Origin of the sequence: Candidatus Stygibacter australis (assembly GCA_030765845.1) — a bacterium.
Taxonomy (GTDB): domain Bacteria; phylum Cloacimonadota; class Cloacimonadia; order Cloacimonadales; family TCS61; genus Stygibacter; species Stygibacter australis.
Window position 1 is genome coordinate 16,607 of sequence record JAVCDJ010000227.1, and the last position, 13,353, is coordinate 29,959.

5 protein-coding genes are annotated in these 13,353 nt (G+C 39.9%); 4 read left to right on the forward strand and 1 reads right to left on the reverse strand.

All coding sequences use genetic code 11. The features are described from left to right. Positions 1 to 16: 16 nt before the first annotated feature. Genes RAO94_11690 through RAO94_11705 form a run of 4 tightly spaced genes read left to right on the forward strand, consistent with a single transcriptional unit; the run spans position 17 to position 11,721 of the window. A complete protein-coding gene (locus RAO94_11690; GenBank protein MDP8323003.1) occupies positions 17 to 2,932 on the forward strand; it encodes a T9SS type A sorting domain-containing protein in 2,916 nt (971 codons plus the stop codon). An 18-nt stretch (positions 2,933 to 2,950) separates the two neighbouring features. Next, positions 2,951 to 5,869: a T9SS type A sorting domain-containing protein gene (locus RAO94_11695; protein ID MDP8323004.1), complete on the forward strand. Its 2,919-nt coding sequence runs from the start codon at positions 2,951 to 2,953 to the stop codon at positions 5,867 to 5,869. Positions 5,870 to 5,893: 24 nt separating this feature from the next. Then, positions 5,894 to 8,818, forward strand: coding sequence for a T9SS type A sorting domain-containing protein (locus tag RAO94_11700; GenBank protein MDP8323005.1), 2,925 nt, complete (start codon positions 5,894 to 5,896; stop codon positions 8,816 to 8,818). A gap of 26 nt (positions 8,819 to 8,844) precedes the next feature. Further along, on the forward strand, positions 8,845 to 11,721 hold the full coding sequence (locus RAO94_11705; GenBank protein MDP8323006.1) for a T9SS type A sorting domain-containing protein: 2,877 nt from the start codon (positions 8,845 to 8,847) through the stop codon (positions 11,719 to 11,721). A 376-nt stretch (positions 11,722 to 12,097) separates the two neighbouring features. Here the strand turns inward: RAO94_11705 and RAO94_11710 are convergent, their stop codons facing one another. Then, on the reverse strand, positions 12,098 to 13,159 hold the full coding sequence (locus RAO94_11710; protein MDP8323007.1) for a hypothetical protein: 1,062 nt from the start codon (positions 13,157 to 13,159) through the stop codon (positions 12,098 to 12,100). Between the last annotated feature and the right edge of the window lie 194 nt (positions 13,160 to 13,353).

Sequence of the window (13,353 nt, forward strand, 5' to 3'; positions counted from 1 at the left end):
TTTTTTGGAGGAAAAGATGAAAATAGTTTTATTATTATCATTGTTATTATTATCAATCGGTTTATATAGTTATGTCTGCTGGGAGGAAGACGGCAGGGCGATCCGGCAGGAAACAAATCTTAATTATTCTTCGGCAGTGATCAATCTCAGTGGTGGCGGTTATATGCTGATGTGGAGTGATTCCTCTGATGGTTTGCAGGAAATGAAAGTGCAAAAGGTATCTGAAGCAGGTGAAAGTGTCTGGGCTGAGCCAATATCCTTATCAGAACGGGCATTATATTTCCCCAATGGTGAAATCATCTTGCAAGCTTCTGATGGAAATATCATTACTGCCTGGTATGAATTGGACAATCCGACTCTTATACGATGTCAGAAGCTTGATCAGGATGGTAATAGATTGTGGGGCGATGATGGATTAACTTTCGAGATGGATTTTGACACAGATGACTGCTTCCTTCTGGAAACAGTGGAAGACTTAAATGGTGGTGTATATATTATTTACAATAAGAATTCCGTTAGAGCTATACATTTAGATTCAGATGGAAATGTTAGTGAAAACTGGGGCAGTACTGGCAACGTGATCTTCACTGATATAGTTTATTCTGATCTGGAAGTTATATCTGATGGTTATGGTGGATTTGTAGTAAGTGCAAGGGAAAATAATTCCAGTACATTTCTAATGCAAAGATTCAATATTGAAGCAGAAAATCTCTGGGAAGATGAAGGTTTATTTATTACCGGGACATATGATCTTCAAATATCAAACTGGGAAACCGGGATGTATGCAATCATATATCGAGACAGAGAAGAAGAAGTATTCAAAACTACCTTACTAAGTTCCGATGGTGATTTTTTACTTGAAGAACCACAAACTATTGGATTACAAATGCAGGGGGGGTATATTTATGATTGGGATTTTACGCGATCCAGCGATGGTAAATTGATCATAGTATTCAGTGATAACAATTACGGTTCTGAGGTTTATGTATTAGTAGCTCAAAAACTTGAAATTGGAGAAGAACCGGATTGGGGAGAAAACGGTATCATAATTCATATCAATAATTTTTTCAACTGTAGTTACACGATTGAAGAAATTTCTGCTGACGAGAGCGGTGGGGTATTTTTATGCAGTGAATACTGGGATGAAGATGTTAATGGGATCATGTATGACCATCTTGATTGTGATGGCAGCCCTGTAAGTGATGAGCTTATAACAGAGATGTCATCCCATGAACATCCATCTCCTGTTTTTTTAGAAAATTCCAATAATAACTGCGGCATTTTCTGGGATATAAAAGAAGGCGGTTTCCAAAGAATAAAAATGCAGATTATGGATGAAAATGACGATCTGGTTTTTGCAGCAGGTGGCAATACTGTTTATGAAGTTATTGCAGGCAATGTGGGCACAGCATATCTTGCAACCAGTGGAACAAATACTGCCATAACCTGGGAAGAAAGCAGATATGATGAATACACAACATTTATTCAGTTACTGGATAATGAAACCGGTGAAACAATGTTTGAAGACCAGGGATTGGCAGTAAATGAATTATATGATATTGATCAGTGTTATCCCAAGGTAGCTTTCAGCGAGAGTGGTGAATTGATCTGCGTATGTTATCATTGTACTGATTACGACGTTCAAACAGGAGGTGCACAGATCATTGATCTTTCAGGAAATCTGCTGGTGGGTGAAAATGGCTTACAATTTGGAGCTTTACCGGTTGTTTTTGATCAGATATCATTAGGCAGGTCAGGTAATGATTTTCTGATAGCCTGGAGTGAAAGAAGTAATGATTTCATTCATCCGGAAACTTTCTTAAAAGTTCAAAGAATAAATGGAAATGGAGCATTATGGGGAGAAGGAATTACTTTGCGCAGCGGGATCGATAATGAATGTATCGGAATAACAATCGAAGATAATTACATTTTCTGGCAAGAAGGTGATTTTAGCGAAAATCCGGATTTGTATGTGATCAGGCTTGATGAAAATGGAGAACCGGCACCTGGCTGGGACATGGAAGGGATATGCCTGGCTCAGGTTATTAACAATCCGAATTATTATTATGAATTTCCTTATAATGAAAATATCTTGGTATTGTGGTATCAAAGTTCTGCTAATCACACCTACCTTTACGCCCAGTTAGTAAGTGAGGAAGGCGATTTACTCTGGGGTGATAACGGTGTTGAAATAGGTTGTGATATTTATATCAAAAGAATTGAATTATTTGGAGAATATCTCTATATTTCTACCTGGGATAATGGACCAGATAATATGGAAATAAATAAGTATGATCTTGAGGGAAATATGGTCTGGTCAAGTCCAGTTGTTATTACCAGTTTCCCATATTCACCAAGATTTGATCTGAAAATAAATGATGATGTTATCGTTGCCTATTGGACAGATAATAATTATAACATCAAGGCATTATTATATGATCTTGACGGTAATCTGATCGAAAATGTTCCTCCCGATGGAATAGACATCTGCTCAGCAATCCATAGCCAGTATCTATTTACCAGCATTATTGATGAAAATGATAACAGCATTGTGGTATGGGGTGACAGCAGAGGTGAATTCATGCCTGCAAGTGATCCCAGTATTTATGTGCAGAAGATTGATCTTAGCACGGTCCCTGTTGCTGAAGATGATATCCCAGGCGGTAATCTGCTGAATGTAAGTAATTATCCCAATCCGTTTACGAGAAGTACGACTTTGAAATGTGATCTGCCACGAAGTGCGGAAGATGCGGAAATAGTGATCTATAATATCAAAGGACAGAAGGTGAGAAGCTTACCGGCAACTTCAAATGAAGTTCAGTGGGACTGCCGGAATCAGGCAGGAAATATTGCCGGTTCAGGAGTATATTTTTACGTCCTGCAAGGTAAGAATATCAAAAGCGAAACAGGTAAAATGATCATGCTGCGTTAACCTTTTCTGGAGGAAAAGATGAAAAGCTTATTATTAGTATCACTTTTGCTCATAACAATGGGGCTTTGTGGTTATACCTGCTGGGAAGAGAACGGAAAGGCTGTCAGGCAGGCAATGAATCTTAATTATTCAGATTCGGTAATTAATTTAAGTGATGGCGGATTTATGCTGATTTGGAGTGATGCCTCAAACGGACTTCAGCAGATAAAAGCGCAACGGGTATCAGAAGACGGTGAAAACATCTGGGAAGAAGCTTTATTACTAACTGACAATGACAGCTATTATCCTTATAATTTATGTATCAAAGAGACATCAGATGGAGAAGTTATAGCAGCCTGGTTTGAAAGAGAGGAGTCCACAAAACTCAGAATTCAGCGAATAGATATAGAGGGTAATCTGCTTTGGAGTGATTCTGGCATAACTATAGAACTGTTAGGGACAATGAATTATCCTCCGCTGCGGCTGGTAGCAGATGAGGAAGCTGGAATATACCTTGTTTGGATAGATAATTCATCTCAGCGTAATATTCGCGCTCTGCGTCTGGATAGCGAGGGCAATCCCTGTCCAGGCTGGTCGGCAAATGGCAACACCATCATGAGTTATGAAGCAAATACCTATCAGTTGGCTTTGAAAGCAATTCCTGATGGTTTTGGAGGTATAATATTAGTATATAAATACGGTATTTCTAATTATGTATTGCAGCGTTGCGACAGCCAGGGAATTCTTTACTGGGGTGAAGAAGGTATTCATGGTGAAAATATGCGTATTTATGGTTATTTTTCCTTTTTCAACTGGTCAGAAGGACAGTATGGCTTGATAAAGGTGGATGACGATAATTTCTGGTTCAACAGCATCGACCCGAATGGCCAATTCATCTTTGAAGAATGGCAGCAGCTATCATTTCTGGAACCAAACCAGGCAACTACTAAGATAGATGTGACGATTACTACAGATGGCAAACTTGGATTGATCTATAGTATAATAGAATATAATTATACTTATCTGGTAGCTCAAAAGATAATGCCAGGCGAGTATCCAGATTGGGACCCTGCTGGAATACTGGTAGATAATGACATGAATAATTATGCTACTGCCCGAATTGCAGCGGCACCTGATGGCGGGATTTATGTAAACTGGGATGCTTCTGGTGATGAATATCACGAGGATTTGTATTACCGGCACTGGGATTCTGAAGGAAATTCAATGACTGGCATAGAACCAATTAGCGTGAGTAGCTCAGAGCAGGGATTTTATTCGATAAAGAACTTTTCAACGGAAACAGGTGTTGCCTGTGTATGGTCACAGCATGATCAAGGTTCAGATAAGATCAAGATACAGATATTTGACAGTGAAGAAAATCCTGTATGTGGCGAGACTGGCAATCCACTGTGGACAGTATTATCCGGGGCTTCAGAAGATGAATGTGATCTGGCAGGTGATAATGATCATACTGCTATCTGCTGGTGCGATACTCGAGAACATGAATCACAGGTTTTTTTGCAGATAGTGGATAATAATACCGGAGAATTTATGTTTGATGAAAATGGTATTCCGGTGATCTTAAATAGTAACGTAAATCAAATTTATCCTAAGATATGCTTTAATGCTGAAGGTAAGGCATGTGTTACCTTTAAGGAGTTTAGTAATACCAGAAACCGGGATATTGTACAAGTTATAGACCTTGAAGGTAATCGTTTATTGGGAGATGACGGACTGTCAGTTAATCAGGAAAGTTATATAGAAGCGGAAATTGTGCCAGCAACTGTGGAGAATGGATTCTTAATTGTCTGGGATGAAGGATATGGTGATTTTGTAAATCCACAATGGCGAATGAAAGCTCAGAAAATAGAAAATGATCAGTTTATATGGGGCGAAGGTGTAATACTTTTAGAAGATACAGCGTATTATCAGAAATATATTACTATAAATGAGTCCTATATATGCTGGATGGAAAATAATGGGATAGATCAAAAGCTGAAAATGCTACGTATAGATAACGATGGCAATATTGTCCCTGGCTGGGAAGATGGAATATTAATATCTGAACAGGAAACTATTTGCAAACCTGAACTTTATCTGATTGATGATGATATTTTAGTACTCTGGGAGGGGGCTGTTGACCTTACCGAAATGAGTTTATTCGGACAGAAAATCAGCAGTCAGGGAGAATTTTTGTGGGAAGCGGAAGGGCGTTTACTGGTTGATGACTATGTAGATTTAGTCAACTATCAGTTCCAGGATGGATATTTATACTGTATTCAATATGAAGCTTATGATTATTATTCACTAAAAAAATATAACCTGAACGGTAACAATTTATATTCAGTATTAACTCTGGTCAGTGATAGTGAATCAGAATTTCTGCATCCATTATCTATTTATGAAGATTTTGTTATCGTTTACTGGACAAATAGTGAAAATGACATCTATGCGAAAATTTATGATCCTGAGGGTTATCTTGTTGATAATCTCCCAGAAGATGGTATAGCGGTATGCACTCAGCGCCATGCACAGTCCGTTCAATCCAGCCTGACCTGTGATAATGGCTACAATATTTCGCTTTGGAGGGAATATAGGGGAGAATTTCAATGGGATTCAGACCCCGGACTTTACATTCAAGCTGTAGATGTGGGCTTAGTTCTAAATTTTGATGATGAAATACCAGATGGTAATCTGCTAAATGTAAGTAATTATCCCAATCCGTTTACGAGAAGTACAACCTTGAAATGCGATCTGCCACGTAATATTGAGGAAGCAGAGATTGTGATCTATAATATCAAAGGACAGAAAGTCAGAACTTTACCGGCAACATCAAATGAAGTTCAGTGGGACTGCCGGAATCAGGCAGGTAAAATTGCCGGCTCAGGAGTATATTTTTATGTCCTGCAAGGGAAGAATATCAAAAGTAAAACTGGCAAAATGATCATGCTGCGTTAAACTGGATAATTCTGGGAGAGTGAGATGAAGAAATTAATGATACTTGGGTTATTGATCTTGGCAATAGGTCTTTTGGGCTATACTTGCTGGGAAGAAAATGGCAAGGCTATCCGGCAGGAAACAAATCTTAATTATTCTGGAGCAGTGATCCATCTCAGCGGTGGTGGTTACATGCTAATGTGGAGTGATGCCTCAGGTGGTTTACAGGAAATGAAAGTGCAAAAGGTTTCTGCAGATGGCGAAAATATCTGGGCTGAGCCGGTTATTTTAACAACGCGGGAATGTTATTATCCCAATGGAGAAGTATTGGGAGAAACTTCTGATGGAGATATAGTGGCAGCCTGGTATGAACTTGGCGATCCGGCATTATTGCGAGTGCAGAAAATAGATACAACTGGTAATCTGTTATGGGGTGAAACGGGATTGATCTTTGAACTGGCACAAGAAGAATGGGAATGTTTCCCTCTGCGAGTGACAGCAGACGAAGACGGAGGAGCTTATCTGGTTTGGCTCGAAGATCACACTCCAAACGAAATAAAATGTCTTTATGTGAATGGAGAAGGAGAAGTGCCGTCAGTCTGGAACGGTAGCGGAAATCTTTTATTCAATTGCGATTATTATTCTCACGAGTTTTCTGTAGTGCCTGATGGTTTTGGTGGGATAGTAGTTGCTGCCAGGTTTGAAATGGGAGATATTCATCTGCAGAGGTGTGACAATCAGGCAATATTGCACTGGGGAGCAGAAGGCATTATGATAGAGAGTTCATATATATATGATTATCATGTGACTGTTTTGCCCTGGAGTGTTGGTGAATATACTATAATAGTAGAGCTGGAAGGTGGGTTTTGGGCAAATATATTAGATTATAATGGTAATTTTCAGTTTAATGAGATGCAGAATATCGCTTCAATTAATGGTGAAGACAGGTATGAGATAATAAAAGGAGTAAAAACTTCTGATGATAAGTTAGGAATGATCTTTACTAGAAACGAAAATCAATTCAGTTACATTCACACCCAAAAGACACAGATAGGTGAAGAACCAGACTGGGGATCAGAGGGAATACTGCTGGGTACGAGTGAAGATGACAGTTATGCAGATATTACCCTTTCAGCAGATGAAGCAGGTGGACTCACCCTTGCCTGGGGAGAACTGGGCGATGAAACTTATAATATCTTCTATCAACATCTGGACAGCGAGGGGAATGCAATATCAGGAACTGGACCGCAATTAGCAGGTATATCTCAGGACAGCCGCCATACTCTGAAAATGTTCTGTGAATCTGACAGCAGCGTTTTATTCTGGCAACAATATCAAGAGGACAGAAATGAGATACAAGTACAGATTTATGATGAAGATGATAATGCTCAAATTGCCGGGATGGGAAATACTGTTCTGAGTGTGCTGGCAGGCTCTACAGGTGTGAAATATATACTGAAAACCCAAGGTGCAGTTTCGGCAGTATGCTGGCGTGATGATAGATATCCTAAGAGACAAATATATGTGCAGATGATCAATAATGATACTGGAGAATTATTTTATATTGCAAATGGAATGCCGGCAACAGTGAATGTTGAAACTGAATATTTCAGTCACGATATTTGTCTTAATGAAGCCGGGACCGAATTATGCATAGCCTATCAATTTGTAGAAGATAATTTTATTGGAGGTGGAATACAGATAATTGATCAGGATGGCAACCGTCTGATGGGAGAAAGCGGAGAGATTTTTGAGTGTGAATTTGATTTCACAGATTATGGCTTTGGGAATGCCGGTAATAATAGCTATCTGTTTCTCTGGTGTGATCAGGATGAAACATTCAGAGACCCTCGATTATATCTCAAAGCTCAGAAAATTGAAAATCATCAGTTTGTGTGGGGAAGTGGGATCACTTTGCTGGAAGGATATGAAGGAGACTGCTCACATTTAATGGTAGAGTATCCTTACATTTTCTGGATTAGAAATGAATTCCCTCCAAGTCAATTAAGACTTACCAGACTGGCTGATGATGGTTCTGCTGCTCCAGGTTGGAGTAATGAAGGTCATATAGTTTCAACTTCTTTCTTACGCGGAAATCTTAAATTGAGTAAATATGGTTCAGATATCATAGTTTTCTGGATAGCACCTGCGGGAACCGAAGAACAACAATTGAAAGGACAAAGATACAATCCCGAAGGTGAAATGTTATGGGAAGAAGACGGTAGAATATTTGGAGAAGTCTGTGAAGATTTTTATGACTATCAGCTTGAGGGTGAATATCTTTATTATCTGATACAAGAAGCTGACAATCCATTTATCCTGTATAAATATAATCTTAATGGTGAAAGTGCCTGGGAAGAGGGTATCACTTTTGAGAGTGAAATATCGATGAATTATTGTTATTTCAGTGCCTGGGAAGAAGTGCTGATTGTTTACGGAAATACTATTGACGGAGATATATATGCAAAAATCTATAATTCAGACGGTAACCTCGTTGATAATATCCCGGAAAACGGTTTAGAAGTGTGTACTCAGCCCCATTGGCAAAATATTGAGGCATGTGTAACTGATCAAAATGGAAGCAGTATTGCACTTTGGCAAGACCGAAGAGGTGAATACATGCCTATGGATGATCCCAGTCTTTACGTGCAGAAAATAGATCTAAGTACTGTGCCGATAACTGATGAAGAAATAATTGACGGTAATCTGCTGAATGTAAGTAATTATCCCAATCCGTTTACGAGAAGTACGACTTTGAAATGTGATCTACCACGAAGCGCAGAAGATGCAGAAATTGTAATCTATAATATCAAAGGACAGAAAGTGAGGAGCTTACCCGCAACATCAAATGAAGTTCAGTGGGATTGCCGGAATCAGGCAGGAAATATTGCCGGCTCAGGAGTATATTTTTACGTCCTGCAAGGTAAGAATATCAAAAGTGAAACAGGTAAAATGATCATGCTGCGTTAAAAAATAAAATATATTTAGGAGGAATAATGTTTAAAAAACTATTATTGATTCTTTGTTTAGTTTTTGTATCTGCCCTTATGGCGGAAATCAATGATGTGAATCTGGTGGTGAGTGCCGGTGAAGATGAAATGCTGCTGTATGACCATGATGCAGGAATATTTCAGCAGGGAGATAATATCTATCTGGCATATTATCTAAGGAGTTATGATGATGACAACATGTATTTTAACCTGAAAATATCAATTTCCACTGATGACGGCAATGAATTTATAGAGCACGATATTCAGGAGTTAATCATAAGTCCTGACAATCATGGCGGGATTATATTTAGTAAACTCATACCCTCTATCTGGGTAGATGAATCAGGTATGATATATGTTTTCTATCTTGATCCTGTTACTGCCAAAGCAATGGTGGTAACAAGCAGTGATCTGGGGGAGACATTCAGTTTTCAACCTATTAGTGGTCTGCCGGACAGAAGCCAGTTCAAAGTATTAAAAACTGATAGCGGATTACTGATCGGAGCAATGGAATCAGCTAAGATTCCCATGAGCAGATTTCAATATCTTACCCAATATGAAGAAAGTGAAAACCTTGAGTCCTATGATCCAGAAGATTATAGTGGAGATGTTTTATTTTTTGGACCTGAACACAATGAAGGAATGACAATGAGTGATGATGATATCTGGATTAGGCAAATTGGGGGAGGCACTAATAATGGCTGGCCCACTTTTGATCAAATCGTGCTTACTTCCGGGCGGATCATGGATTATTCTACTGGTGCTCCAGCAGTAAATTCTGCTCCAATGGATCAAATATTTCTGGGAGGATACATTGAGAATTCAGTGCATTTCGTTTTTCCTGCTGTTGCTGAAAATATCAGAGAAAATGGGATTACGATCGAGGAAAGTGCAGATCATGATGTGCTGCTGGCGGAGATAGATGGTAATATTGCTCATCTCAGGTATGCTGACTGGCTCACTCAGGTTGATACATTCACGGTTTATAACAGCTTCCCTGATCCTGCGCATCCTGATCTGGCAATCGGAGATTCTATCTGGGTAAATGAAGTTACTACTAAGGAACTTATCTGGGAAGAAGAAACCACTGATCTGGAAGTAAATGACACCTCAGTATTTGTGAATTGCCAGTTATGGATAGAAGGAAGCATCGGCAGTAATATGACCTGGGGATGTGCAGACACAGTTTATATCACCAGTGATATTTGTTATGCTGACGTCGAAATGGGTGATCCTGCCGAAGATAGTGCATATTTATTCGGGCTGGTATCAGAAGAGCGCATTTTTTATAAATATAAGTATCGAGATTATGCCGGCAATATCCATGACGATAATTGTGATGACATCTATCTTTATGGAAGTTATGCTGCCCTGGGAGATGGAGACATTGATCTTTATGGTGATATGAACACCCATTATGAAGGTGTCATTACTCCAGAATATCAGCACCCTCACGGTTCCACAGAAGCTTTCACTATTAATTTGCCGCAAGGGGAATGGGATGTGCAATATCCTGATCTGCATAAATTCATCTTCCCTCCTGATCCTTTCTGGACTGGCGACCCTGGTTTTCAATTCCATGGCAATGAGCCAGTAGGCAATAATGGCTTCTATACCTGTGGTTACCCTTACGAAGATCCTGATTACGGTGATTTAGTTACTGCACCGTATGGAGCAGACTATCCCTGGTATAATCCAGTTTATCCCGAAGCAGCAAATCCTGATATGGGAGAGCGAGGTTATTTAAATCATTTTGGTGGTAAACAGCAGAGAAGATTTGGTTACGTGCACCGTTCAGGCCTTGATTCCAATAATCACTCTGGAAATGAATGGGATATTCAGCACTGGCAATATTCCGGCACTCATGGCACAGTAGGCTATGATGAAGACTATCATTGGGATAGCAGGCTGGAGAATGACGCTCCTCCTGACTATCCTGAAATTGATGTTATGCTTGGTTATTTCCCTGGCACTATAGATTTCTCACTCTATTCTTTTGAACCTGCTGCATTATCAGTTGAGCAGATAGATAGTTTTGAAACTGATATTGATACTCATTACAACATGATTGATTTCTGTCTGGCAGGAAATGATATTGCCTTTTTGATAGAAACTGATTTCTATAATTATAACTATCGAATTGTTACCCTGAGGGATGATGAGTGGTCAGTTATCGAAGTTGAAGATATCACTCCCGGCAACAGTCTGGAAATCTGGAATGAAAATTATATTATAAAAGGTGACGACGTGATATTTGTGCTGGATGCTCAAGGCAATCAGATGGTTCTGCCTGATCTGAATCAATTCTCTTCCAATTCAGATTATCAGTCAGGATATGATGGGATCTTGTTTTCAATCAATGGTGAAGAACCTCTCTGGAGCTTAGAAGTGCGGCAGGTAGGTGATTTACCTGGATTAGGCTATTATGATTTTGGTTTCACCGAAGGCTATTTACCTTACAATTCATCTATGGAAATTGCTTTACCACACGCAGAACATTTACTGATGCAAATAGTAGAAGAATACGACAGTATATGGAGATATGCTACAGAATATATCTATCTTGCCACCGGAGATGTTTCAGATATTCTCACAGGTACAATTGATGATGAGATAGTGATCTCGCCCCAGTTCAATTGTTATCCCAATCCCTTTAATCCGGAAGTAAATTTGTCATTCAATCTTGACCATACCGGACTTGTGGAAATCACTATCTATAATATCAAGGGGCAATTAGTAGACCAGGTAATAAATAAAACTTATTCAGCAGGAGAATATACCTGCACCTGGAAAGCACCTGCAGGGAGCAGCGGCATCTATCTTGCTCAATATAAACTCAATAATGAATTGATCTCCTGCCGAAAACTGACCCTTTTGAAGTAATTAAATGGCTAATACCTTGCGAATGGTTGGTAAACCTCCGCAATGGTATGGTGATAATAGTTGGTAAACCTTCGCAATGGTATGGTGATAATAGTTGGTAAACCTTCGCAATGGTATGGTGATAATAGTTGGTAAACCTTCGCAATGGTAGACCCAATGATCTATCTCGCTTTTATAGGGTTTAGGTCAATTAGTAGTCACCATTGCGGAGGTATCAGCCTATGCGTTGCTCAGGCTCGACAAGCCATCCGCAAAGTATCATCATAGAGTACTCTTGCTTTCAATTCTCACCACTACGTCCATTATGTCCACTACGTCCACTACGTCCATTATGTCCATAACCCAAATTCCCTTACGAATCGATAACCAAAGTTGGTTAGTAAGCTGAAACGGTCTCCCAGGCAATTTGCTGCAGGATAGTTGCATCTTCGGAGTGAATAGATTCATCAGGGATATATGTGCAGCCGGAAGGATCCTGGTTCCATAAGGTGGCATAGATCACCAGTGCTGCCAGATAACTGCCGTGCCAGTTTGGATGCGAGCCGTCAACTGAATATAGATTGATCTCTGGATGGGTGAGTCTTATCTGCTCAAATGCCAGTCCTACAGGAGATACAGGTGCCTGCAACTCTGTTCCAATATAGGTGTATGCAGCAGCAAGATCATCTATCATTGCCGGATCATCCTGACGTGCCCAGGTCATAAAGAAAGCTGTTTCACCACTATTTGCCGTTATCATGCTGTCTAAAACGGTGGCATATTCATAAAAGAGATCAGGATCTTCCACCGGACGTGTGCTTTGCTCCTGCAAAACCACATAATCATAGAGCCCGGAATTAATCTCTGCCAGAGAGGTGGTATTGGTCGTGTGCATTTCCAAAGTGCAGCCGCCTGGAGTAGAATAACCGGTGGTTATTTCCCAGTCCGGATCAATTGCCTGGACTATACCCGTTACATGAGTATACAATCCGCTATTAGCAGCAGTATAGCTGTTTCCCAGAAATAGTATATGATGCGGTTCAGGTGGCAGCAGATCACCCCAGTCAACATTGATCACAATGTCCCCTGTGAGATCTTCCAGCACAACGCTGATCTCCACCTCAGTGATTTCTCCGGCAAATACTTCAGCACTTCCACTGCCTGTTGCTATCAATAGCTCTTCCTCAAAAATCTCGACAAAAATCTCATATATTCCCGGCATCAAATTAGAAAATGTCCCGGTAGCAGTACTGCCGGTTATTTCCAGATTACGGGTAGAAAGATAAGTTCCGCTGCTGATAGTCACCTGCACCTGAGTTACGGTGAAGCCCAGCTCAGTAACTGGTCTTAGATCCATACTAAGTGGCATCTCTCCAGCTTCAGGTTCGATTACTTCAGTGGTAACTGTGCAGCCTGCAAATATTATCATTGTCAATAGAAGCACGATTAATTTATCCATAATTCTTCCTTGATTTTTTAAAAGAATTTCTTCGCTTACCCAAATTCTGTCAAGTATGAAGTCAATAAATAGGACTTGCACCGCTCACGGTACTCCGGAAGTGGGGCGAGAACTACGTGCAGTTATACCTACCAATTGATGATTTGCACTTAAGCAATTTCATTCTCAGGGGCTGGTGATAATGGTCGTTATTT